21 protein-coding genes are annotated in these 24,644 nt (G+C 33.2%); 6 read left to right on the top strand and 15 right to left on the bottom strand.

The window, feature by feature from the left end; translation table 11 throughout:
- Positions 1-71: 71 nt before the first annotated feature.
- From ADIWIN_RS01570 to ADIWIN_RS01580, 3 genes are read left to right on the top strand one after another with little or no spacing between them, the layout of a single operon-like run.
- Positions 72-515, top strand: coding sequence for a hypothetical protein (locus tag ADIWIN_RS01570; RefSeq protein ID WP_020896326.1), 444 nt, complete (start codon positions 72-74; stop codon positions 513-515).
- Between the two features lie 24 nt (positions 516-539).
- Complete coding sequence (locus ADIWIN_RS01575; protein ID WP_020896327.1) at positions 540-1,085, top strand: RNA polymerase sigma factor; 546 nt, start codon at positions 540-542, stop codon at positions 1,083-1,085.
- A 2-nt stretch (positions 1,086-1,087) separates the two neighbouring features.
- Positions 1,088-2,668: a putative outer membrane beta-barrel protein gene (locus ADIWIN_RS01580; RefSeq protein ID WP_020896328.1), complete on the top strand. Its 1,581-nt coding sequence runs from the start codon at positions 1,088-1,090 to the stop codon at positions 2,666-2,668.
- A 59-nt stretch (positions 2,669-2,727) separates the two neighbouring features.
- On the opposite strand, the gene ADIWIN_RS01585 is transcribed toward ADIWIN_RS01580, so the two are convergent.
- Positions 2,728-3,492: a lysophospholipid acyltransferase family protein gene (locus tag ADIWIN_RS01585; protein WP_020896329.1), complete on the bottom strand. Its 765-nt coding sequence runs from the start codon at positions 3,490-3,492 to the stop codon at positions 2,728-2,730.
- A 279-nt stretch (positions 3,493-3,771) separates the two neighbouring features.
- On the opposite strand from ADIWIN_RS01585, the gene trpS reads away from it, so the two are divergent.
- Positions 3,772-4,740 (top strand): tryptophan--tRNA ligase, encoded by a 969-nt coding sequence (gene trpS / locus ADIWIN_RS01590; protein WP_020896330.1) that lies wholly within the window; start codon positions 3,772-3,774, stop codon positions 4,738-4,740.
- Between the two features lie 92 nt (positions 4,741-4,832).
- On the opposite strand, the gene ADIWIN_RS01595 is transcribed toward trpS, so the two are convergent.
- The 3 genes from ADIWIN_RS01595 to dprA all read right to left on the bottom strand — a co-directional run bounded on the left by ADIWIN_RS01595 (position 4,833) and on the right by dprA (position 13,337).
- Positions 4,833-8,027: a RemA C-terminal-like gliding motility protein gene (locus tag ADIWIN_RS01595; RefSeq protein ID WP_040756236.1), complete on the bottom strand. Its 3,195-nt coding sequence runs from the start codon at positions 8,025-8,027 to the stop codon at positions 4,833-4,835.
- 93 nt (positions 8,028-8,120) lie between these two features.
- Positions 8,121-11,402, bottom strand: coding sequence for a RemA C-terminal-like gliding motility protein (locus ADIWIN_RS01600; protein ID WP_020896332.1), 3,282 nt, complete (start codon positions 11,400-11,402; stop codon positions 8,121-8,123).
- Positions 11,403-12,233: 831 nt separating this feature from the next.
- Positions 12,234-13,337 carry a DNA-processing protein DprA gene (dprA, locus tag ADIWIN_RS01605; protein WP_020896333.1) on the bottom strand — a complete coding sequence of 368 codons (1,104 nt, stop codon included), beginning with the start codon at positions 13,335-13,337 and terminating at the stop codon, positions 12,234-12,236.
- Positions 13,338-13,600: 263 nt separating this feature from the next.
- On the opposite strand from dprA, the gene ADIWIN_RS01610 reads away from it, so the two are divergent.
- Together ADIWIN_RS01610 and ADIWIN_RS01615 are read left to right on the top strand one after the other, a co-directional pair.
- Complete coding sequence (locus tag ADIWIN_RS01610) at positions 13,601-14,539, top strand: HU domain-containing protein (RefSeq protein ID WP_020896334.1); 939 nt, start codon at positions 13,601-13,603, stop codon at positions 14,537-14,539.
- Between the two features lie 320 nt (positions 14,540-14,859).
- Entirely contained in the window at positions 14,860-15,369 is a 510-nt protein-coding gene (locus tag ADIWIN_RS01615; protein WP_020896335.1) for an acyl-CoA thioesterase, read from the top strand.
- A 74-nt stretch (positions 15,370-15,443) separates the two neighbouring features.
- On the opposite strand, the gene ADIWIN_RS01620 is transcribed toward ADIWIN_RS01615, so the two are convergent.
- The 11 genes from ADIWIN_RS01620 to ADIWIN_RS01670 form a co-directional block, all read right to left on the bottom strand.
- Entirely contained in the window at positions 15,444-16,664 is a 1,221-nt protein-coding gene (locus ADIWIN_RS01620; RefSeq protein WP_040756238.1) for a murein hydrolase activator EnvC family protein, read from the bottom strand.
- A gap of 117 nt (positions 16,665-16,781) precedes the next feature.
- Positions 16,782-17,573: a lipoprotein insertase outer membrane protein LolB1 gene (lolB1, locus tag ADIWIN_RS01625; RefSeq protein WP_020896337.1), complete on the bottom strand. Its 792-nt coding sequence runs from the start codon at positions 17,571-17,573 to the stop codon at positions 16,782-16,784.
- Between the two features lie 6 nt (positions 17,574-17,579).
- Positions 17,580-18,914, bottom strand: coding sequence for a tetratricopeptide repeat protein (locus tag ADIWIN_RS01630; protein ID WP_235046957.1), 1,335 nt, complete (start codon positions 18,912-18,914; stop codon positions 17,580-17,582).
- A 15-nt stretch (positions 18,915-18,929) separates the two neighbouring features.
- Positions 18,930-19,244 (bottom strand): antibiotic biosynthesis monooxygenase family protein, encoded by a 315-nt coding sequence (locus tag ADIWIN_RS19290; RefSeq protein ID WP_020896339.1) that lies wholly within the window; start codon positions 19,242-19,244, stop codon positions 18,930-18,932.
- Between the two features lie 124 nt (positions 19,245-19,368).
- Positions 19,369-20,388: a sugar phosphate nucleotidyltransferase gene (locus ADIWIN_RS01640; RefSeq protein ID WP_040756240.1), complete on the bottom strand. Its 1,020-nt coding sequence runs from the start codon at positions 20,386-20,388 to the stop codon at positions 19,369-19,371.
- Between the two features lie 68 nt (positions 20,389-20,456).
- Positions 20,457-20,774: a GIY-YIG nuclease family protein gene (locus tag ADIWIN_RS01645; RefSeq protein WP_040756241.1), complete on the bottom strand. Its 318-nt coding sequence runs from the start codon at positions 20,772-20,774 to the stop codon at positions 20,457-20,459.
- Positions 20,775-20,813: 39 nt separating this feature from the next.
- Positions 20,814-21,248, bottom strand: coding sequence for a dUTP diphosphatase (gene dut / locus ADIWIN_RS01650; protein ID WP_020896342.1), 435 nt, complete (start codon positions 21,246-21,248; stop codon positions 20,814-20,816).
- Positions 21,249-21,281: 33 nt separating this feature from the next.
- Positions 21,282-22,742, bottom strand: coding sequence for an oligosaccharide flippase family protein (locus ADIWIN_RS01655; protein ID WP_020896343.1), 1,461 nt, complete (start codon positions 22,740-22,742; stop codon positions 21,282-21,284).
- Between the two features lie 179 nt (positions 22,743-22,921).
- A complete protein-coding gene (locus ADIWIN_RS01660) occupies positions 22,922-23,449 on the bottom strand; it encodes a hypothetical protein (protein ID WP_040756242.1) in 528 nt (175 codons plus the stop codon).
- Between the two features lie 541 nt (positions 23,450-23,990).
- Positions 23,991-24,167, bottom strand: a complete 177-nt coding sequence (locus tag ADIWIN_RS20465; protein WP_020896346.1) for a hypothetical protein — start codon at positions 24,165-24,167, stop codon at positions 23,991-23,993.
- A complete protein-coding gene (locus ADIWIN_RS01670; RefSeq protein WP_020896347.1) occupies positions 24,164-24,640 on the bottom strand; it encodes an RNA polymerase sigma factor in 477 nt (158 codons plus the stop codon). Before ADIWIN_RS01670 ends, ADIWIN_RS20465 begins: the two co-directional genes overlap by 4 nt.
- Between the last annotated feature and the right edge of the window lie 4 nt (positions 24,641-24,644).

Below are 24,644 nucleotides of genomic sequence, written 5' to 3' on the forward strand. Positions count from 1 at the left end.
ATTTTTTTGGTTTTAGACGCAACCCTTTTGCGTTTTTCACATCTACAAGGTGAAATTGATTATTTTTAATTATGAAAAGATATGCCCTTTTAGTCTTTATTTTTATCTCAGCGTTTACGTCTTGTAGTCTTGATGATGACACTAATTATATTGGCACAGAAATTATACCAATAGAAAGTGTTGAAATACCAGATTATTTTGTCTTTGGTGAACGTTATGAAATTCTAATAACTTACAATCGCCCTTCTACCTGTTACCAATTTTATAATTTTTTTTACGATATTAATGAAAATGAACGGGTTGTAGCTATAATTAATTCTGTTTACTCAGATAATTCTTGTGTTGAAGAAGAAGAATCGGTTACTGTAACTTTAAATTTTGAAACCAGAGCAAACGAAACATATTTATTTAAATTTTACCAGGGAGTAGATGAGGAAGGAGAAGATCTCTATTATTTGGTAGAGGTGCCTGTTCTCACTGAAAGACCCACTTCTACTAGCACCCAGTTAGACTAATTATTAACTAATCCCTTAACTAATGTGAGTTTAGACAAGCTCATAGAAAATTGCATTAAACAAGATGCACAAGCTCAAAGCCAATTATACAAGCAATATGCAAGTAAATTATTTTCGCTTTGTCTTAAGTACTCTAAAAATTATGCAGAAGCAGAAGATAATCTGCATGATGCATTTTTAACTATTTTTAATAAAATACAGCAGTATAATAATAAAGGTTCTTTTGAAGGTTGGCTAAAACGCATTGCAATTAACACGGCATTGCAACGCTACAGAGAAGATGTTGGCGTATATGATATTGTTAACGAAGGCAATATTGAAGATGTTTCTGTAGATATCAATGATGATAATGTGAGTATTGATTTTTTATTAAAAATCATTCAAGAATTACCAGACAGATATAGATTAGTATTCAATTTATATGTTTTAGATGGCTATTCTCATGTTGAAATTAGTGAATTGATTCAAATTTCGACAGGTACCTCAAAATCTAATTTAGCACGAGCAAGATTGATTTTAAAACAAAAGATAGAAACTTACAACGCGAAGTCAAATTCGCAGAGTTTATAAGAATGAGTGATAAAAAAAACATAGATCGGCTTTTTCAAGAAAAGTTTAAAGACTTTGAAGTGGCACCTAATGATGCCCTTTGGGATCGTGTAAGCGAAAGTCTTCCTAATAAAAAGAAAAAGCGTAGAGTCATTGCACTTTGGTGGCAGATTGGTGGAGTAGCAGCAGCTATTGCGCTATTGTTCACTGTTGGTGTTACTGTTTTTAGTTCAGACGAAACTAATTTTAAAGAACTCCCTATTGTAAATACGGAAGGTGTAGATAACGAATCAGAAAAAGAAAACTCTTATTCTTCACCACTTAAAAATCAGAATAATCTTAAAACAGTAAAAGACCAAAATACCAAGATTGTTGATTCTAATTTAGACTCTGAACAAAAATCAAAAGTAAACGATACTGAAAATGAAACGTCTCACAAAGCGAATCCTTCAAATCAATTAACAACTCCTAAAAATTCGAATCAAAAATCGAATGCTGTTGCTAATAGCCCTAATAAGAACAAAGCAAATACGACTCAGAAGCAAAACAAAACATCAACTATTATTGATAAGACTGATGATGTACGCGTTGCAAATCAAACAAAAACATCTGACTCTAATTTAAAGACGGATACCAAAACACAATTGGCATCTGAAGCGGAACAAAAATCTGCTATTAAAAAGAGTATTGAAGATACTAAAACTATTGTAGCAGAAAACACAAGGCCTAAACTAGAGTCTCAGACGTCTATTTTAGAAACTAATAAAACAAATGGCATTGAACCTGAGAATTTAATAATTGAAAACCCAGAGCTACAAACCATTGAAAATGCTATTGCAGAAAACAACGAAACTATAGATGAAGAAGAAAAAGAAGATGAACGAAGCAGGTGGAGCATTGCACCAAATGTTGCGCCTGTTTATTTTAATTCCTTTGGTAAAGGTTCTTCTTTAGACAAGCAGTTTAATGAAAATAGCAAAAGCTCTGAGGTTAATATGAGCTATGGTATTGCTGGTAGTTATGCGGTGTCTAAAAAACTAAAAATTAGAGCTGGTGTTAATCGTGTTAACCTTAATCAAACAACCTCAGATGTCTTTGCTTTTGTAGGTGCAGAAACAGCCTCTAGAGGTGTTGATGCTTCTTTTAGTAATATCTCTTTTAGTTCAGACGAGCAGCAGGTATCTCTTATGAGTTCTAAATCGTTGAACATGTCTTCTACACCAGAATTATTCAACACTCAAATTACAGGGGAAATAGATCAGCGCTTTGGCTTTATAGAAATTCCTTTAGAATTAGAATATAGATTATTAGATACAAAATTTGGAATTAATGTTATAGGCGGATTTAGTACATTCTTTTTAAGTGAAAATGAAATTTATGCCGATATCAACGGAAGCACAACTTCAATTGGAGAAGCCAACAATATTAATGATACGAGTTTTAGTGCCAATTTTGGTTTAGGTATGGATTACAGTCTTTCAAGACAATGGAATATAAATCTTGAACCCACATTTAAGTATCAAATAAATACCTTCAATAATACAACAGGAGATTTTAAACCTTTCTTTATTGGAGTGTATACAGGATTAAGTTTTAAGTTTTAGGTTAATTTAAGTAAGGTTATTGCTAGTAATACGCTATGAAAAAGCAATGATGACAAAAGCTACTCTTGGTTAGAGTGGCTTTTTTTTGTGATTTGACTCGTCATTAATTCATCCCAAATTAACGTTCGTGCTTTATCATTTAACCCTTTAGTATCTACCGTAGCTAAACCATTTGTTGGTATAAACTGATGTACTTTTGCTCGCATTTTACCAGGACTACCACTAAAAAAAGTATAAGAAAAACGTTTTTTATTATCGTAGAATGTAATTGGCACTATCGGTATTTGGTGATTAATTGCTAAACGAAACGCTCCATCTTTAAATTCATCTAACAAAATATGCTCATCTGGCACTCCTCCTTCAGGAAAAATACAAATACTTACACCTTGTTTTAAACGTCGTTGTGCTCTTAAAAATACAGCTTGCCTACTTTTAGAACTACTTCTATCAACTAATATACAGGTACGCTTATAAAAGAATCCAAATAGTGGAATTTTTGCCAATTCTTGTTTCCCTACAAACACAAATGGGTTTTTAACAGTTACCAACATTAGCATAATATCTGCCATAGAAGTATGATTGGCCACAAACATGTAACTTTTATCAGGATCAGGTGTTTCTTCTCTTGTAATTTTATATCCAAAGCCCATGCCTATCAAAATAAATTTAGACCAAATGCGCGCTAACTTAAAAAAATACGGATACCATTCCTCTCTAGAAATAGAAATAATTAACAAAGGAAACATTATAATAATCGGAATCGCTACCAAAATGTAGAACCAAATACGATATAAAAGCCAGAATGGATATTTAAAAAATGCCATAGCACCAAAACTAGTTAATTAAATTAAGAACTCATTTATACTTTTTCTATTTGCTAAAAAATTGTTTTTTTTAAAATTATATTTTGTCTTTTTTATAATTCCGTAGCGATGCTATGCAATCCAAAAAACTCTTCATTTAACTTTAAAATTTCTAATTTTCGCTTAAACACAAAAAATATAAATGAGTTCAGAATGACTTCTTATAGTTCTACTAAAAAATTTACCTTTGCTTATATTTAAGTTTAATTTAAAGAGATACCTGCTTTCGCAGGTCATGTTATGGCAAGAATACTAACAGGAGTACAAAGTACAGGCACACCACATTTAGGAAATATTTTAGGCGCAATTATGCCTGCAATTGAACTATCTGAAAAAAGTGATAATGAATCGTATTTATTCATTGCGAATATGCACACATTAACTCAGATTAAAGATGCAGATGAATTAAGAAACCACACCTACTCTGTTGCTGCAACTTGGCTCGCTTTTGGATTAGATATTGAAAAAACAGTGTTTTATAGACAAAGTGATATTCCACAAGTCACAGAACTCTCTTGGTATTTAAGTTGTTTCTTTCCCTACCAACGTCTCACATTAGCGCATGGGTTTAAAGATAAGGCAGACCGCTTAGAAGATGTAAATTCTGGATTGTTTACCTACCCAATGTTAATGGCTGCAGATATCTTATTGTATGATGCTGAAATTATTCCGGTTGGAAAAGATCAATTACAACATATTGAAATGACACGTGATGTGGCGTCTCGTTTTCATGCTAAAATGGGTGAAACTTTTGTATTACCTGAAGGAAAAGTACAAGAGAACGGCATGCTAATTCCTGGAACCGATGGTGAAAAAATGAGCAAGAGTCGTGGTAATTTTATCAATATTTTTTTACCTGAAAAACAACTGCGTAAAAAAATAATGTCGATTGAAACTGACAGCACACCTCTCGAAGAACCAAAAGATTGGGCAACTTGTAACTGCTTTGCAGTTTATAGTTTATTAGCTTCTAATGCTCAAATTGCAGAAATGAAAGCCAATTACGAAGGTGGAAATTATGGTTATGGTCACGCTAAACAAGCCTTATATGAATTGGTTATAGAACGTTTTGCTGAACAAAGAGAACGTTACACTTATTATATGAATAATCTTGAAGAAGTTGATAGCGCTTTAGCTAAAGGTGCCGCAAAAGCTAAGCTTGTTGCTGATGCTGTTTTAAAACGTGTTAGAGAAAAAGTGGGGTATTAATTCGTTCTACTTTTTAAAAAATTTCAAAATAAAAAAGACCTCTATTATTTAAATAGAGGTCTTTTTAGTTCAACAATTAAGTGAATTAATCCTTAATTAATAATTTTCTTAGTTACAGTAACATTACCTTCTAAAGTAATCGTTGCTAAATAAACTCCTTTAGAAAACTGGAAGCTTTCACTCAACGTATTATTCTGACTGTTAGACGCATAAGAAATTACTTGTCTTCCGTTGATATCATATACTTTAACGTCTTTAATTACAGTACCAGATCTTACATTTAATGTACCATCTTTTACGTAAGCAAAAGTGTTAGACATTTCATTGTCATCAATTGATAAAGACATTATATAACGCAAGTTAAATCTATCATTAATTTTCCCTTGTACTCCAGAGAAAGCATATGGAGATGTTCTTAAATCATGCTCCGTATTTAAAACCGTATCTTCAAGATAAATACCTACACTAGTATCCGCAAATACACTACCATCTAAATCACCAATAGCAATTTTAAAAATACCATTTTCTGGTAATTCAACTCCTAAAGGCACTACATCAGCATTTTCAAATGGTAAAGGACGACCTTGAATAACCATTTCTTCATTATTAACTACAGAATAGATACGCATTGCGTTGTCATCAGAATAAGCATCAAAAAGTCTATCTTTTCCTAAAGTGGCTCCATCTACATAACCAACTAAAGTACTTGCTGAAACATCTGTAGCATCAATTAAACTTAACCACACGAGGTGCTTTTCTAAATCTTGAGCATCATTTGTTCCTCTGTAAAATTCAGAATTATCATGTGCTACATCAGCATCATTAGAACGCATAGCGTTTGTAAACGTTACTGAACCTTCAGTAGCACTCTCATCAACCTGCACAAAAAATCCTTGTCCAGAACCAATAAAACCATTTGTACTTTCTGGAGGATTCGCTCCTGTAAGGTTATAACTTACATACTGCTCGCCATAGTTGTAATTCAAATCTTGGTAAGCAGAACTCGTTAAAGGAGTTGTCGTATTTGGGATTGCTGTGTTATGCGCCCATAGTTTTACATTACCTTCTAATAACGTGTTATCTGCTAATAACTGATCCGCACTAATTGCAGAAGGATACGGGTTTCCAATAAGGTTTCTATGTCTAGCTTCAACATTAGGCTGATTTCCTGTTGATTTAAAAACATCTACAGAAATATCCCCATTATTAGGTTTTCCTACAAAACTAGCAGTAAATCCGGTTGAAACAAATTCAGTTGGTACATTAACAGCATAGCCTAAACCAGCGCTCATTGTGCCACTTGTAAGCGTCCAATCACCAGTAACACCATTGGTATTAGCTGTATTTACGCTCCAATTAAAAGCATTAGTTGCATGCGGAGCTGTAACATTAGATACATCAAAATTAGCTACAGGTGACGACCACAATACATAATCATTGTCGTGTAAATCTATAACATTACGTTTCACTTTAATTGACCCGCTATTTTCGTTACTTGTTACGATCTTAGTTTGAATTAAACTCGCACCATCTTCAAACGTTAATGACGCACCAGATTCTACTGTGACTTCACCATAAAGTTTAAGTGTAGATCCTGAATCGATGGTTACATTACTACCTGCAGGCACTAAACAATCACAACCTTCTATATCACCAGAGCTATTGTAATTAGAAGAAAACACTAAACCTCTATCTTTCGGCTCAACTACGATCCCTGCATTTTCATAAACTAAAGGTAATTGCCATTCAGAACCATTCCAATATACAGGAGTCCCACCAATTGATAAGCTTACAGGAACTACAACAGATCCAAAAGCATTTGTTACTCTTAATTTATAGCTTCCTAAGCTTTCTGCATCTATGTTACCAGGAATAGTGTAAGTACTACTATTAGCACCAAGAATTGGTTCATTGTATTTAGACCATTGGTAAGATAATGTTTCTTCTGGCGCACCAGTAGCGTTACCAGAAACTTCTGCAACGGCAGAGAATGTAATACTAGAGTCACTTGGTAAATTACATACATATCTCGCTAATGGATATTCTGTAACTACAGGTGTTTTTATATCAAAAGACCCTCTATTATAGGCAAGAAAAGCAAGATCGGCAGTACCACCAGCAACCATATTTATGTTGTTGATATCAATAATATTAGTATCATCAATTTGAAAATCTTCAAATTTAAAGGCTACCATACGTAATGGTCTTTCCTCATTATTAGAAAATGATCTTATTGTAGGTGTCGCAATTCCGTAATTAACACCAGGTAAAAAGCTATATAAGTCTAATCTCCATTTTGCTAATAATGCATCTCCATCATTATCAGTTTCTTCTGTAATGGTTATTTTTATAGGTCTCCCTACAACATTTTTGTCAGCATCTGCATAATAATAAATATCTGTACTACCCGCTGCAGCAATCTGTGAAATTAAGAAATCTGGGATATCATCTTCTAAAGCTCCTAATTGCCCTCCACTACTAAAAAACTCAACATCAGCAGTAGCATTAAAGTTGGTAATACCAGTTCCAATATCTAAACCGTTTACACCATCAGTAATAGCGTCAAACACGGTAGTTCCACTAATTTCTGGAGATGTTATTGCTGCTCCTTCTCCTGCTTGTCCATCAATCATATCTGCCATGGCTAAATAATTGTTGGGGTGTGTTATACCGTCAACACCATTAGTGGTATAAGCATAAAATAACTGTGAACTAAACGCAACACCATTATCTGTAAGTAATTGATCGTTAACACCTGTAGAATAGGTTACTCCATTATAAGTAAAAGCCAATACATCGTGACTTGTATTTGGTTTTAAACTATTATTGGTAGGATCTGCTTTCCATTGTGATGATCTCCAAAACCCATTATAAGTTGTAAAGATTTCAGTTATTTTAGTTACGTTACTCTCCGTACCATTTCTTAAAGTTTTTGGAGTAGGACTTATGTATTCCATGTTTTGCCCTGTTGCAGTACCGGCTAACATAAGTTCACCCGAAGTATCAACTGATCCTGAATGTGAAATTTTAAAAGTCATTTCCGTATCACTAACTAAAGTAATACTCGCATTATTAATACTTATACCACTTATACTAACTGATGTACTTTCTGTAAACCCAGTACCTAATACTGTAATTTGAGAATTTGTTGTAATCCGTGTTGGAAAAACTTGAGATACAAGTTCTGTTTGTGCTATTAAGCCATTTGATACGGTTAATAGCACTAGTAAAGCCGTCAACTTTATGGATTTAAGCATTTTAAAGTTTAAAGTAATTTTTGAGTTCATACATTAAGGTTTGGTTATAAAGCATGTTAGTTGATAGACTAATATGCCTTAAAGGTTAAAATTGTTGTGAAAAATTAAATGAGTTTGTAACTATTAATTAATTAGCTTTTTAGTTATCACACTGCCATTATCTAGTTTTATGGCAGCGATATAAATACCATTTGCGAATGCAAATTGTGTATCGAATGAATTTGTATGGCCTTCTATAGTGTAGTTTATAATTTGTTTACCATTCATATCAAAGATTTCAATAGAGTCTAAGTTACTATTAGACTTTACATGAAACATCGCATTACTAACATAAGCAAATGTCGTTGCCGCAGAATTCTCATTTACAGAAAGCGTTATAGATGGTGTATATCTTAAAACAAAACGATCGTTAAATTCACCTGCTTCTCCTGTAAAACTATAAGGTGCTCTTCTTAAATCATGAGTTACATTTGTATAGGTATCTTCCAAATATATACCTTGTTCTTGATCTACAAATAAGCTTCCTTTTACATTACCAATAGCAATAGTATAAATACCGCTTTCTGTTAACTCAACACCTAAAGGCACTGTGTTTGTATCTACAAATGGTAATGGCAATCCTTGGATGACTAATTTTTCGTCCTCTGTAATTAGAGAATATAAATTAAAGCCTTCATTATTAGTATAGGCATCGTACAGTCTGTCTTTTCCTTCAGTAGCACCTTCCGCATAACCGATTAATGTACTCATAGCATGATTATCTTCATTTGCTAAGCTCAGCCATACTAATTGCTTTTCTTGAGTTCCAGCTTGTTCAGAACTACTTCTGTAAAAATCTGAATTATCATATCCCTTTTCAGCACCATCATGACGCATTGCATTGGTGAAATTCACGGAGGACGTTGAACTTAGTGCCTCGTCATCAACTCTTACAAAAAAGGCCTGCCCTGACGCAATATATCCATCAGTAAATGTAGACGGTTCAGAAGAGCCTATCGCGTTATAGGTAATATATTGGTCCCCGTAATTCACTCCAAAATTATCGTAAAATGGATCGACTGCACCTGTAACATCAAACAGACCTGTATCATGAGTCCATATATCTACACGTCCCTCAAGATTTGTATTAGCAGTTAAAAAGGTTTCTGCATCTATTGCTGAAGGATAAGGATTACCTATCAAATTCCAACTACTATCATGATAATTACCCGTTGATTTAAAAACGTCAACACTAAACGGTCCATTATTTGGTTCTCCATAAAATTCTGTTGTAAAACCACTTAATTGACTATTAGCCACTCTAACAATATAACCTTCTCCTGGAGTCATCATAGAACTAGCCGCAGACACCCAATTTCCTACACCCGTATCATTACTTACGGCATCAACATCCCATTGGTATGTTGGTGTGTTGGAAATTCCTGAGATATTAAAATTTGCTACGGGAGATGCCCAATACACATAATCATATTGGTTAATTTCACTTGCATTCAATGCTCGTTTTACTTTAATTTCTCCGCTATTTACTACGTCATTAATTTGTACTAGACTAGCATCGTCTTCTAAAGTAAAGGTACCAGCATCAACACCCTCAACAATAATAACCACATTTCCATCAACAGTTTCTGTCTTTTCTAAGATTTCTGGCTCTACTGTAATTTCATTATAAATTAACATTGTTTTACCTTCAGGAATAATTACATTAGACCCTGAAGTTACTCGACAATCACATCCTACTAAAAAATCTTCTGATTGAGTTGTATAATTACCTGTATAAACCAAACCTCTTTCTTTCTCTTCTACTGCACCATACGGCGAACTCCAAGCTGTTCCATTCCAATAATAAGGCGTACCTCCTTCACTTAAGGTAACTGGTAATATTATAGTACCTCCATTCTCATTAGATATTTCTATTTTATACGTCGCTAAATCTGTAGATACTACTCCTACAATCTGAAAATCTTCAGTTGTAACTCCTGTATCTGAATTATATTTTTTCCATTTATACTTTAATTTCAAAGTATCATCTCCGGGAGGTGGATTTGTTATACCTCCTGCCCCATCATCTATACCAGCCTCAACACTAAAAGTTACACTTGTAGTCCCATCCGCTTTACAAACAAAACGAGGTAAGATTGGTCTTGCTATAGGCGCTTTAATATCAAAAGCAGATTGATTATAGGCAATAAACGCCATATCTGCCGCTCCACCAGCAACAGAATTTATATTCTTTACTGAACCAATATTTGTACTAGAGATATCAAAATCTTCTAAATTAAAAGCAACAATTTTAATTAACCTAGTTTCATTATTTCTAAATGTTCTAGATTGAGGGTTTGCGGTATTAATATCCGCACCACTAGGAAGTGAGTATAAATCTAGAGCCCACCTACCTAAATTGTTAGTACTATTATCCATATACAATTTTATAGGTGTCCCTATCACATTTCCTCTATCATCTGCGTAATAATAGGTATCCCAACTCCCAGAGTCAGCTATTTGCGTGATTAATAAATCTGGTACATTATCACTAATAGCACCAACTTGCCCGTTTCCACTAAAAAAACGAATAGAGGCTGATTGATTATAATTGGTAACTCCTGTGCCTAAATCTAAACCATTAACTCCATCAATCATTACTTGAAAAACGGTTAAATCGGAAATGTTAGGTGATGTAATAGTAGTACCTTCCCCAACAACACCGTCAACCAGATCACCTGTTGCTATAAAATTAGCTCCATTATTAATAGTTCCCGTAATTCCATTGGTCGAGTAGGCTTTAAAAACTTCCTTACTGTAAGTAAGTCCACTTATAGCATCAAGCAGCTCGTCATCTACTCCCGTAGAATAATAAACTCCATTATATTTAATAGCCAATAATTCATGGCTATCATTTGGATAAGTACTAGAAGTACCATAAGTATAATCTGTAGAAAATCTCCAAAACCCTTGACTATCGTAGTTCCAGTTCGTAATAATGTCTGTTACATGTGTAAAAGACTGATCTCCACTCGTACTATTATTTTTTTTCAATTTAGCACCTACATAATCAATTGTAACTTTGTTAACATCAGGATTCGCTGGATCATATGAACCTTTGTAAACTATTTGTGTACCTATTTTTAATGTACCTGAAGCATCTACTGTAGAGCCCCTAGTTATTTCAAAACTTAATTCTGTACCATCTGGAGTTTCATTAACCGAGCCTGTAGTAATACTTGTGACAGAGACGGTTGTTGCATTTGTAAATCCACTACCACCGGTAATAGTAACAATACTGCTCTGTGTTACTCTTGTTGGAAAAACATCAGTAACAACTATTTGTGCGTAAAAAGACATACTTAACAAAAGTAAAAACGTAGTCATTACTTTTTTAGATGAGACGAAAGATAAAATTGTAGTCATAGGTTATTTTATTATAATTCTTTTGAACTGACATTAACATCAAGACTAAGCCTAGTGATAAATATCAATTCAGTGTAAATTTGGGTTTAACACTGCAAAAATGATGCAGTCTAAGGGATACACAAAAAATATTAGTTGATGTGTAGGTAATTTCCTTTCAAGTGCACTATTTAACATTGTAACTCACACAATCGGTGTGTTTTATGATTAAAAAAATACGTTTTTTAGCCTTTAATTTAATAGTTATTTTTAGATTATTTAATTTTTTTTAGTAGAGCGTTCTCTTTACGCAACACTATAGTATTACTAGTTATAACTTATGTGGGAAATACATTATCAACAATCCTTGCTATTACTGTACATGGTAATATCAGAAATATGGCCAATACAAAAAACTGTAATACACCAAAATGCTCTGAAAGACGTGTAGATTGTAACTTCATAGGTTTTATAATTATTAAGTTTCACTAAAAAATCTAATTTGATGAAACCCTATTATTTAACGTATTTCTTTGAGGGAAGACAAATATTCTTGGAGGGAAGGCGAATATTATAAAATAAACTTGAATTAAAAAAATAAAAACACGATAAAATGTATTTAAAATTCGACAAACAGTAATTTTATGGCAATTTACAGCAATAATAACGAATTTAATAATGGAAATGGATAATAATTTTATCAGCGATAAAAGGAAGAAATTTATAAATAATGAATGGGGTTAAAACGTCTTTCTTTAAACTTGTGGATATAACATAGACCACCAAAAAAAATAGTTAGTGGCAGTATAATCTATACCTTCAAATTCTGTTACCAATAAAGTTTCACCAAAACTAAATGGCTTCAAATAACTTTCCAGGTAAAGGCCTAATGACTCCTTTCAATTCCATATTAAGCAGTAGTCCTGCTAATTTGTAGGTTGGCATTTCACATCTTAAGGCAATAACATCTAACATTGTTTTGTTATTCTCTTTTAGAAAATTATAAATAATTTTCTCATCGGGTTCTAATTCTACAAAGAGCTGCTGTTGTACCGCTGGCTTTTTATCCGAGTCTAATTCCCAATTCAATATATAAGGTACATCTAATGGATTAGATAATAAATGTGCTTTCTGAAATTTAATGAGATTATTACAACCCACACTTTGACTGTCTGTGGTTCTTCCTGGTACGGCAAAGACTTCTCTGTTATAAGAATTCGCTATATCAGCCGTAACCAAACTCCCACCTTTTTCTGCAGATTCTATGACGATTGTAGCTTCGCTTAAACCTGCAATAATTCGGTTTCGTTTTAAAAAATTGTTTCTATCAAATACATCTGTACTCCAGAAATCGGTATAAAAGCCTCCGTGGTTTTCTATATCCGCAACGTACTTTTTGTGCACTTTTGGATAAATCTGATTGAGACCATGAGCTAAACATCCAATAGTTTGCAAATTATGTTTTACAGCAGCCTTTTGAGCTGTAATATCCGTTCCGTATGCAAAACCAGAAACAATTATAGGATTAAATGGAGACATCGCTTCTACAAACTTTTCACAAAAGGCAATTCCACTAGTCGTTATTTTACGAGCTCCAACAATACTTATAATACGTTGATCTTTCAAATTAATATTCCCAGATTGAAATAATACAATAGGACCATCAATACAATGTTTTAAACGTTCGGGATAGCTATCTTCAGTAAAATAATGAGTAACGACGTTGTTGTCCTTAATAAATTTCAACTCCTGTTCGGCTTGTTCGAAATGGGTTTTATCAAAAAGTCCTTGAATCGTAATCGTACCGATACCATCAATTTTTAAAATTTTCGATTTCTTTTCTTTTAAAACTGCTTCAGCAGATCCGCAATGATTAATAAGTTTCTTGGCCGTTGTTGCACCTATTTTGGGTACGTGTTGCAAGGCTAAAGCGTAGATAAGTTGTTGATCTGTCATTGAATACTAAATACTTCAGAAAATTAATGAGCTTTATACGAATATAATTATTTAATTCTGAATGACCTTAAAACCATCTGAAATGAAAAGTACATGGTAGACTACTGAATAAATTTTATTAAAAAAAGACCGCATTATTTCGTAAAAAAATGCATTGTGAATTCCAAGAAAATCAAATACATAGAAAAATTTTTATTTTGATGTTAATAACTAAACCACACTTAATTTCATTCAGAAACAAAAATTTTTAACTTTGCCTTCATATGCAGTTAGAGACTTACATTAGCGACCTTTTATACCGTTACGATTGTGTTACTGTTCCAGAATTTGGAGCCTTTTTAACACGTCGTGTTTCGGCAAAAATACACGAATCCACACATACATTTTATCCTCCAAAAAAAGCTTTGTCTTTTAATGAGCAACTGCAGCAAAACGATGGCTTATTAGCTAATTATATTGCTGAGGTTGAAAAGATACCGTATGGCACAGCTTTAAATAAAATCTCTAAGCAGATAAAGTCTATTAAATCCTATTTAACTGAAGGTGAAACTATTGAACTCAAAAACATAGGAGAATTGGCATTAAATGCTGATGGTAAAATTCAGTTTGACCCATCTCGTCATATCAATTATCTTACGGATTCCTTTGGCTTATCTCACTTTTCATCTTCGGACGTTACGCGCGAAGTTTATAAAGAAACCGTTGAAGTTATTGAAGAAACTGCGCCTATTACATTAACGCCAGAAAAACGTTCTAATCGTAATTGGTTAAAATATGCCGCCGCCGCTGTTATCTTCTTAGGTTTAGGTGGTTTTGGTGCTGCAAATTATTACAATTCTTCTATTGAGGATCACAATCAATTAGCACAAGAGCAAGCCAATGAGCAACTCGATGCTAAAGTGCAAGAAGCGACTTTTATAATCAGCAACCCATTACCTGCTGCTACATTATCTTTAGAAAAGCAAAGCGGTAATTACCATATTGTTGCTGGTGCTTTTAGAGTGGAAGCTAATTCTGAAAAGAAAGTAAATCAATTAAGAGCGCAAGGTTTTAAAGCCCGTCAAATTGGTACGAATCGTTATGGTTTGCATGAAGTTGTCTATGGTAGTTTTGAAACAAGAGCTGAAGCACAAAATGAACTTTATAATATTCGTAGTGAGCACAACCGTGATGCGTGGTTGTTGATTAAGAACCTTAAATAGACTTTTAAGATTCATGTTTTACTAATGCTTGCGTATAGTTTAGCGTTAATTATTATTACACAGAGACTCACGGAGTTTGCGCGGAGATTCACATAGAAATAATTAGACAGACTTTCTATAGAAATTTTAATAGTTTAATCTATCCTTATTTTTCGCCGAGCCTTTTTTCACTTTTCACTTTTCACTTTTCACTTTTCACTTTTCACTTTTCACTTTTCACTTTTCACTTTTCACTTTTCACTTTTTACTTTTACTTTTTACTTATAATAATACTCCTGCATCCTAAAATCGCTCTATCTTTGCACAAATTTTAATATTCTATGCTATCTAGAACCGCATTTCAGTCTAAAACCATTAGTACCGATTTGGTATTACCAAGCGAAACTAACCCTCTCAATAACCTTTTTGGTGGTGAACTATTAGCACGTATGGATAGAGCAGCTAGTATTTCTGCAAGACGACACTCTAGACGTATTGTAGTGACAGCTTCCGTAAATCACGTCGCATTTAACAGAGCTGTTCCTTTAGGAAGTGTGGTAATGATTGAAGCTAAAGTATCACGTGCATTTTCATCTTCTATGGAAGTGTACATGGATGTTTGGATTGAAGACAGAGAGTCTGGTGACCGTGTTAAAGCTAATGAGGCTATTTACACCTTTGTTGCTGTAGATGAAACCGGGCGACCTGTAAAAGTGCCTGAGCTGGTTCCTGAAACTGAATTAGAAATACAACGTTTTGATGCCGCTCTACGTCGTAAACAATTAAGTTTGGTACTAGCTGGAAAAATGAAACCTGCTGATGCTACTGAACTAAAGGCACTTTTTGAGTAATCGTATTCTTTATTATTCTAGTGATAATCTTTGACTGGTTAAAAACAATACTGTTTTAACCCTCTTATTATAACCTAAAATTTAACTAACCAAGGTTCTGGGTTCATTACCTGATCATTTTTATAGATTCTAAAACCTAATAACGATTCTCCTTTTATTTTATTAGTAAATACTTTCCCTATAACTTGACCTGCAACAACTTTATCTCCCGCCTTGACATTAACCTGTGATAAGTTCATGTAAACACTAAAATAAATACCATGTCTAATAAATACTGCTGGATTTCCATTTTTAATTACTAAAATCCTTGAAACCTCGCCACTAAAAACAGATTTAACATCCGATCTTTCTTCTGTTGCAATATAAATACTCTTATAGTTTTGTGTTACTGTATTATCTACTAATGACCGTTGTTTTCCATACTTTACTTTAACAACTCCCCTAGATACTGGCCAACCTAATTTTCCTCTATTAGATTCAAAATTTGATGACAATAACTTTGCTTCAGGCGTTAATACAAATTTACCTTTAGATGATGTTGTTCCTGATTTTTTATTAGCAGCTGCTATTGTTTCTCTAATAATGCGATTGATTTCTTTATCCAATTTATCGGCTTCCTGCTTCTTTTGTTTAATCTGAGATGCAAATTTGCCCATATCAGACTTAATGGAAGCCATTAAAACTTCGCGCTGCTTTAACTCATCTTCTAATTCGCGTTTAGCAATTCGGTTTTCTTCAATTAGATTTTTCTTATTCTCTTTCTGCTTAGACAACTGAATATTTAAGTCTTGTAATTCTTTTGTTTTTGTCTTTATCGCTTCACCTTGCTCTTTTTGGTATTCGCGGTATTGCCTAATATATTGCAGTCTTTTATAAGCTTGTTGAAAATTGCTTGAAGACAACAAAAACATCACCTTGCTTTGTTCCGATTTACTTTTATACGATTTTACAACCATTGCAGAATAGTCATCCTTTAATTCTTGCAACTGGGTTCTTAGACTTGTAATTTCTTGTTGATTCGTATTGATTTCTCGAGTCAATAAATTGGCTTGTTCGTTAGTAATTCTGATTAAGTTTTTTCTAACGTTTACCTTATAATTGATATCTTCAATAAGTGTAATTGCAGATTTTTCCTCTTTCTTTTTGGTAAATAATAACGCATTAATTTGCTTAATCTCCCTCAACTTTTGCTGACGCTGAGCCTCTAACTCTTTTTGTCTGTCGCTTTGCGCGAATAACGAAACGCAAGACATTAAAAGTCCTATAATTAAAGTGATACAAAAACGGTAATTCATTTTATTATTTTCATGTTTTTACAAAAAAACTTTACTTCTCATTTAATTTGATCTGCTTCTCATAAAGTCAAAATCTAGTCTTGATACTTTGTTCCGAAAGCGAAGCGGTCTAATGTCTTATTTTATAACAATCTCTTTATATCCTGAAGGAATATTAAACGGGAAACGCACTTCATCATTCAAAGATACCGATTTAAATTCCATAGTTATAGCAATTTGGTCTGCACCTTCAACCGCTATAATACTTATGTTTTCTGGTATAATTTGTTTCTTCACTTCCTGATACGATGCATAATCTACTTGAAGCATTCGTTTTTTTAGAATTTGTTGCATTTGTAAACTATCCATCTTAAAATGTGAAGGATTAATTAAATAAAATAACTCTATCAATGCATTCTGATCTTTTGGACTAACAGCATAAGAATTATTATTAACAAAAACTTGGTGAGGTGCGTCATTAAGATCATTAATCGCTTGACCTAAAAGGATGTTTTGCACTTTCATAAAATCGAGATCTATGCCAACAACATCACTTAGTAGTTTATAGTCTCCGTCAAAATATTCGTTATCTAATTTATTGTAGAATCTTACTTTATCTGGAGTAATCATCATACGTGCCATACCAATTGGAGCACTCAACCAAATCACTTTGTCTTTTTCCATTCTAAAGCTAAACGTATAACCTTGCTCACTAGCACCTTGTGTTAATTCTATTTTAACCCTAGCATTCATGGTTTTAAAATCAGCATCGCTCTTTTTGTGCTGTTTTATCACTTGCTTAGCCGAAAGCTTATCGCTAGCCACACCTGAGGCTATTACGCTTTTGGCAGAATTACAACTAAAAGCTAAGACGAAAAATATAGCCGTGATTGTAACTTTTGGGTTGATATCTAATTGAAATACTTTCATTGACTATTACAGTTTTAAGGCTTTTGCCTTTTTAGCAAACGCTTCAGATTTGCTAATATTATTTAGGGCTTTGTAGGCAATACTTAGTTCAGAATAAAAATCGGCTTCCATATTAGGATTGTCAATTAAATAATCTAATCCCATTTCTAAATGATCAATAGCTTTTTTAGGTTCGCTCAGATTGTTATTAGCAACAGCATTTACTAAATATAAAATTGGCTGTGCAGGATATAATTCTAAAGCACGTTCGCTATCGACAATAACCGCATTATAATCCTTTATATCTAGTTGAAGCAGTAATACGTCCTTAATTAATTTGAAGTCATTAGAGCTTTGTTTTAAAGCTTCTTTAAAGTTTGATAACGCCTTGGCTTTGTCTCCTGCCTTTAAATAGTATTGTCCTAAATCGCTATGCGTTTGTGCATCTTTGTTGCCGTCTATAAGCGATGTAATATCAATAAGAACCGTTTCGTACTCAGGGTTACTAGCTACAAAGGCCACAAAATCCTTAAGAACTTTAGCCTTAGCGTCTGCATTTATTTCTGGACTTGTTAAAACGGTCTTCACAGAACTGATAGCATCATCCACCTTTTCATCTTGAAGATAAAACTTATACAACGCCAAATGCACAAACTTAGAATCTGGCTTAACTTTCAATAAATTCTGAGCCGCCTTATAAGCTTTTTTTTGATCTCCAGTTTGGCTGTATCTATAAATCAGCTTTAAGTGATTATCTTCATTACTAGGATTGTTGACAATACGTTGTTCTAAGTTTTCTATGCGATCATCGGCATTACCTGTGATACTATAAATATCATTTCGCATCCCGTCTCTAGATTCACTCAACCCATATTCCGCATCTAACTCGTCCAATAAATCCAAAGCGAGTTTGTACTTTTCTTCTCTTACATAAAGCGCTGCCAAATCTTCTTTATAATCCGGATGATATTTCACCAATTGCTTTATAGTTTTTAAAGCATTCTTAATATCATCTTGCTGAAAATACACATCGTAAAGCTCATCTAAAAACCAAACATTATCTGGCTGCATGCTTATAGCTTTTTTTAAATTCTCTTCAGCAGCTCCAAAGTTTTTAAGCTTATTATAGTTTTTACCGAGTTCAAAATAAATAACTGGTTTTTTGCTATCGAGATTCAAACATTTTTGAAGCGCCTCTACAGCACGATCATAATTTTCAATGCCTTTTTGTTTTAAGGCTTCAAAGAAATGCTCTTGAAATTCGTCTTCTACATTCCCCAAATCATCATCTGGTCGCTTATTAAAATCGACTTGGGCATAGGTAGTCTGCGGAACGATTATCATTCCGAAGAGAAAAATCAATATCAAAATCTTTTTTTATTCACTTTGTTCTTGCTTTAACAAGTCTTCAATCATTTCAAATTTATCTAACACCTCAAATTTTTCACAAGACGCCTTCATTGTATCTCTAAAATGATTGGCTTCTTCTGGTAAATTGGCACCAGTAGTATCAAACGTATTTTTATCAGGCCATTGTGCATAAGCAAAGAAGTTTAGTGGATCTTTTTTGTGCAATCTTGATCCTAAACTTCCTTCGTATTTGTAAATCAATGTTGTTAACCCTTTCCAAGCTTCAATAAAGTTGTCTTCTTGATTGGGTTTTATTATGATGTTGTATAATACGATATACATGATTGCTTGATTTATTAGATAGCTTTCAAAAGTTATTCCAAAAATAAGGTTCAAAACAAAATTTGAACTAAAAATCATGAGATTAGCTTCGCTGAATCTTCGATTTCCTGCCTACGCAGGAATTTTACTCAATTATAGTATAATCACCAATACTAATCTTAGTAAACTCACCATTGTATTTAACGTGGTTACCAATCATAGCTTCGTCTAAATTAGCGTTTTTAATAGTCGTTTGGTTTTGTATTAAGCTATTTTTAACGGTTGAGTTTTCAATAACACAATCTTTTCCGATTGATACATGAGGTCCAACAGTTGTATTTCTCAAAACGGTTCCTTTTCCGATATAACAAGGCTCAATAATTTTTGAGTTTTCTAAAACCACAGAATCATCAATTAATTGTTCTTCGTTATCTGCTTTTAAAAAGCCTAACATTCTAGCATTAGTTTCTAAAGTCACTGCTTTGTTACCGCAATCCATCCACTCGTCAACGGTTCCTGTTTTAAAGATTCTTCCATCTGCCATCATGCGTTTAATACCATCATTAATTTGGTATTCTCCACCATTCATAACGTTTTCATCTAATACTTCTTGTAGTTTATCTTTTAACAACGCAACGTCTTTAAAATAATAAATACCTATCACAGCTTGATCACTTACAAAGGTTTCAGGTTTCTCAACCAATTCAACAATGTTTTGGTCGTCATTTAGTTTTACAACTCCGTAGGCTTCAGGATTTGCAACACACTTTGTCCAAATAACACTATCTGCTGTTGGATCTAAATCAAACTCCGCTCTAATCAACGTATCTGCATAAGCAATCACAGCAGGACCAGATAATGAAGGTTTAGCACTCATTATAGCATGACCAGTTCCTAAGGGTTGATCTTGTCTGTAAATGGATGCTTTGGCACCTAAACCTTCAGCAAGTTCTGTTAAACTATCTACCACATCATCTCCAAAAAATGCTGGATCACCAAGAACGAAACCAATTTCTTCAATAGGTTGCTTTAAAACTTTAGCGATATCTTTAACTAAACGATGTACGATGGGTTGACCTGCAACTGGAATAAGTGGTTTTGGTACGGTTAAACTATGTGGTCTTAGGCGAGATCCTCGGCCTGCCATTGGTACTATTATTTTCATATCATATGCCTGCGAAAGCAGGTATCTTTTTGTGGTTAAACATAATTCCAGTGAAAACAGGAATCTTTTTAATATTTCCTTAGTTTATTACAATTCAGGTTCCAGTTAGTACTTATATCCGACCAACTAGGGTTCATTTCTTCTATTAATTCAATTTTCCAAACTCTTTTCCACCTTTTGAATTGTCTTTCTCGTTTTTCTGCTTCTTTTCCATCTTCAAACTCTTCAAAATACATCAATTTATCACAATTATATTTTGCAGTAAATGATTTAGGGTAAACTTTTAACTTATGCTCTTTTACTCTTTCTTCAATATTATTAGTTACTCCAATGTATAACACACCATCTCTTCTATTACTCATTATGTAAACATACCAATGGTCCATGCTTTTTTACTTTGAGATTCCTGCGTACGCAGGAATTGGTCACCTGACTCCCGTACTTCCAAAACCACCTTCTCCTCTATCGGTATCAGACAATTCAATAGAATCTACCCATTCGGCACGTTCGTGTTTTGCAATAACTAATTGTGCGATACGTTCACCACTGTTAATTGTAAAATTTTCGTTTGAGAGGTTGACTAAAATTACACCTATTTCCCCTCTATAATCGGCATCTATTGTTCCTGGTGCATTTAAAACAGTTATGCCTTGTTTTGCAGCTAACCCACTTCTTGGTCTTACTTGCGCTTCAATACCCACAGGTAATTCTATGAATAAACCCGTACCAACAATACTGCGTTCTAGCGGTTTTAAAATTCTAGATTCAGATATGTTAGCCCGTAAATCCATACCAGCAGATGCAATAGTTTCGTAATGTGGTAAATCGTGATTTGACTTGTTGATTATTTTAATTTTCATGAAGTATAGTGTATTCGTTCTATAGATAACAAATTAATTTCTTTTTAATAAAAGTGTCAATTCCTTTCTTTCAAGCTGAAAAACAAGGCTTAAAAATACGATTAATGCACCAATTCCTATAAAATAATTCCCTCTAAAAATATAGAAGTACAACATAGAAAACATTGTGGATAGTCCAAAATACAGGACTATCTTCTTAAGGTTATAAGGAATTGGATAGAATTTTCTTCCATAGTAAAAGGACAACAACATCATTATTAAATAGGCTGAAAGTGTTGCTATAGCTGAACCCTTAAAACCAATAATAGGAATTAACACATAATTTAATGCCAAGGTTGTAATCGCTCCAACTATGGAAATATAAGCACCATACTTAGTCCGATCTGTAATTTTATACCATACTGAAAGGTTGTGATAGATCCCTAAACAAAAGTTAGCTAAGAGTATAAAAGGTACAATCCACATGGCTTCATAATAGGCTTCACTTCTAATAATATATGGTTTTATAACATCTGCAAAAACAACAACGGTTAGTAGAATCACAGAACCAAAAGCCACAAAGTACTCTAAAATTTTAGCATAGTTTTTTTGCGGATTTTCTGTTTTAGAATGGCTAAAAAAGTAAGGTTCTATCCCTAAACGAAAAGCTGTAGCAAACAAGGTCATAAATAAGGCTAGCTTGTAACAGGCTGAGTACATTCCAACTTGAGCATCCGCAATATCAGCTGGTAATAATTTTTCTAACAAAATACGATCAAAGGTTTCATTGACTGAATATGCAATTCCTGCAATCAACACAGGCATAGCATAACGCATCATTTTTTTCCATAAAACGGCATCAAACGTCAGCTTGATTTTAGTGTAGAAAGGAAGTAATAACACAAGCGTTAATCCACTTGCAATTAAGTTAGAAATAAAGATGTAACTGATTTCAAAATCTGGTTTATAAATTTGATCTAAAACAGAATTACCTTCTGCTAAATCTTTTAAATACAGTAATAAGAAAACATTCAGGCCTAAATTAACCGCCACGTTTAATATCTTAAGAATTGCGTAGCGCATAGGTCTGGCAGTGGCCCGTAACCAAGCAAATGGAATGATGACTAAAGCATCTAAAAGTAAAATGATAAAAACTAAATTGAGATACTTAAGTTCTATATTGATGAGTGTTGAAATCTGATTTCTAAACAAAAAAGCAATTCCTAGTAACGCAAACGAGCTAAGTATTAATGAAATGGCAGAGGTGCTTGTTACTTTGTCTTGATTGTCTTCTTTATTAAAAAATCTAAAAAATGCAGTTTCCATGCCATAGGCTAAAACCACATTAAACAATACGAAATATGCGAATATAAAGGATATACGACCATATTCTTCAACAGAAAGCACTGCGGGATCGGTATAAAGTGGCACTAAAATAAAACTCAACATTCTAGGTAGCACAGTCGCTAAGCCATAAATAAATGTTTGTTTAAAAAGTGATTTGAATCCGCTCAATTTAATCGTGTTAATTTGGCTCAAAAGTATTGAAATATTATCAAAAGATTATCTATTTACATACGTGATTACTACAACGCATCAAGATAGTAATAAAGTGTAGGATGTTACTTCAACTTTTGACCATAAAAAAAGTCTTACTTAATCAGTAAGACTTTTATATATATTCTAAATAGCGTTTACTCCTTGTCTTCTTCTGTAAAGGCAACAACAGTTGAAGACGTAGCGTCGTTTATAGAAGGTGGGCCGTTTTCGTAATATGTACCAGCAACTTCGTTAAGATTAGTAGTTTTGTAGTATTTTGTTTCTCCGTTTTCTATAAAACTAATTGCACACTCAGATTGCGATAAATCAAAAGGATAATCATTCGATTTTTCGGCAATTGTAAAGGTGTAATTTGGCGAATTGCTTTTTAGTATGGCAACATATTTATCGTTTTTTTGAACGAGTTTACCTTTTAGATTTCTAAAGTAAATACTATCAATTACAATATCATCACTTTTATTTACCACAGGTACAAAAACATTTATTCCAGTACCTCCAACTTTAAGGCCAGCATACCATTCTTGAAAAACAATAGGTTCAACTTTAAACGTTGTGGATGATTCAAATTGAGAGGTTTCGACTTTTGAACTCGAGCACTGATAAGTGAACGAAAAGACAATAGCTAAGGCACTGACGTAGGACGCCTTTCTTAGTAGATTCATTTTTAATGTAGGTTAAGGTTTGGGGTGGCAATATAGAAAAAATAATGAAATAACACCTTTTAAGGTTATAGTAATCAGATTAAAAGATATTTTTTGTAAGAAATATAATATGTTTTTAATTGAATTCTTAAGTAATCATTTTGAATACGTTTTTAGACCATTATCTATTCCATAAGTTGTTTAATACTTAATAGCTCCTTTTGGATTTGCTTAAAAATTAAAACGACACCGACAGTAATAATGACAACTCCTGATACTCTAATGTAAGTATAAAACCCAATTGAAAGACTTGCTTCAAAAAATGGCATAAGCATGATAAAGCCAATTATATAACATAAAAGGATTACCGGTGTGAAAATATAATGTGTTCGAAGTCTCTTTTTATAATATGTTATAAACGTGTTTTTGAAACTCTGAGCGTCCTGAGGGTATTTAATTTGTTTTAGAGTATTGATACTCTTAAACTCTATTCCGATTCTAATAATTAATCCAGCTATCATTAAGATTAAAGCTATTGCCGCTTTAAGTTCTAAATAAGCACTTACGTAGAAAAAGAAAAAACCAATACGCCCACAGTTACACCTAATACAATGCTAGTAATTTTCTGCCCCTTTTTTAACTGGTTCGCTTTTTTAATAATTTCTTCAGTACCTTCTTTAGGGATCTGTATATCAGCCAAGTTTTCCCATTGTGATTTTATATCTTCAAAATTTTTCATTGTTTAACGCATTTAGTTAATTCGTTTTTAATTCTGTGAATTCGCACCCTTATAGCCTCGTGCGTTAGACCCATAATTTCTGCAATCTCCTTTTGTTGCAAACCTTCCAGTTCAAGCAAAATGATCGCCTTATTATCAACATTTAATTTATTAATACAAGCGTATAATTGTTTGAATTTGTCTTCTAGATTGTTTTTAGAATCATCTAATTTACTTTCTATATGACTTGGTATCTCTGAAGAAAACATGCGTTTTTTACTATTCCGTATATGAACTAAACAGGTATTTACCGTAATTCTATAAATCCATGTAGAAAGGCTAGCGTCTTGTCTAAACGTTTTTAAGTTATCCCAAACCTTTATGAACACCTCTTGAGCCAAATCTTTAGCTTGTGGTTCGTTTCCGTTGCAATAGCCTAAGCACAACCGCATAACTTTAGGATAATTATCGTCATATATATTCTTAAATTCCACGTGT

Source organism: Winogradskyella psychrotolerans RS-3 (assembly GCF_000427335.1).
GTDB classification, from domain to species: domain Bacteria; phylum Bacteroidota; class Bacteroidia; order Flavobacteriales; family Flavobacteriaceae; genus Winogradskyella; species Winogradskyella psychrotolerans.

Excerpts from the sequence above, each read along its gene's own strand:
- ADIWIN_RS19290 (WP_020896339.1), bottom strand. The coding sequence starts at position 19,244 with ATGTATATCGTATTATACAACATCATAATAAAACCCAATCAAGAAGAC.
- ADIWIN_RS01585 (WP_020896329.1), bottom strand. The coding sequence starts at position 3,492 with ATGGCATTTTTTAAATATCCATTCTGGCTTTTATATCGTATTTGGTTC.
- ADIWIN_RS01615 (WP_020896335.1), top strand. The coding sequence starts at position 14,860 with ATGCTATCTAGAACCGCATTTCAGTCTAAAACCATTAGTACCGATTTG.
- ADIWIN_RS01640 (WP_040756240.1), bottom strand. The coding sequence starts at position 20,388 with ATGAAAATAATAGTACCAATGGCAGGCCGAGGATCTCGCCTAAGACCA.
- ADIWIN_RS01660 (WP_040756242.1), bottom strand. The coding sequence starts at position 23,449 with ATGAATCTACTAAGAAAGGCGTCCTACGTCAGTGCCTTAGCTATTGTC.
- trpS (WP_020896330.1), top strand. The coding sequence starts at position 3,772 with ATGGCAAGAATACTAACAGGAGTACAAAGTACAGGCACACCACATTTA.
- ADIWIN_RS01610 (WP_020896334.1), top strand. The coding sequence starts at position 13,601 with ATGCAGTTAGAGACTTACATTAGCGACCTTTTATACCGTTACGATTGT.
- ADIWIN_RS01620 (WP_040756238.1), bottom strand. The coding sequence starts at position 16,664 with ATGAATTACCGTTTTTGTATCACTTTAATTATAGGACTTTTAATGTCT.
- dprA (WP_020896333.1), bottom strand. The coding sequence starts at position 13,337 with ATGACAGATCAACAACTTATCTACGCTTTAGCCTTGCAACACGTACCC.
- dut (WP_020896342.1), bottom strand. The coding sequence starts at position 21,248 with ATGAAAATTAAAATAATCAACAAGTCAAATCACGATTTACCACATTAC.
- ADIWIN_RS01580 (WP_020896328.1), top strand. The coding sequence starts at position 1,088 with ATGAGTGATAAAAAAAACATAGATCGGCTTTTTCAAGAAAAGTTTAAA.
- ADIWIN_RS01645 (WP_040756241.1), bottom strand. The coding sequence starts at position 20,774 with ATGGACCATTGGTATGTTTACATAATGAGTAATAGAAGAGATGGTGTG.
- ADIWIN_RS01595 (WP_040756236.1), bottom strand. The coding sequence starts at position 8,027 with ATGAACTCAAAAATTACTTTAAACTTTAAAATGCTTAAATCCATAAAG.
- ADIWIN_RS20465 (WP_020896346.1), bottom strand. The coding sequence starts at position 24,167 with ATGAAAAATTTTGAAGATATAAAATCACAATGGGAAAACTTGGCTGAT.
- lolB1 (WP_020896337.1), bottom strand. The coding sequence starts at position 17,573 with ATGAAAGTATTTCAATTAGATATCAACCCAAAAGTTACAATCACGGCT.
- ADIWIN_RS01600 (WP_020896332.1), bottom strand. The coding sequence starts at position 11,402 with ATGACTACAATTTTATCTTTCGTCTCATCTAAAAAAGTAATGACTACG.
- ADIWIN_RS01570 (WP_020896326.1), top strand. The coding sequence starts at position 72 with ATGAAAAGATATGCCCTTTTAGTCTTTATTTTTATCTCAGCGTTTACG.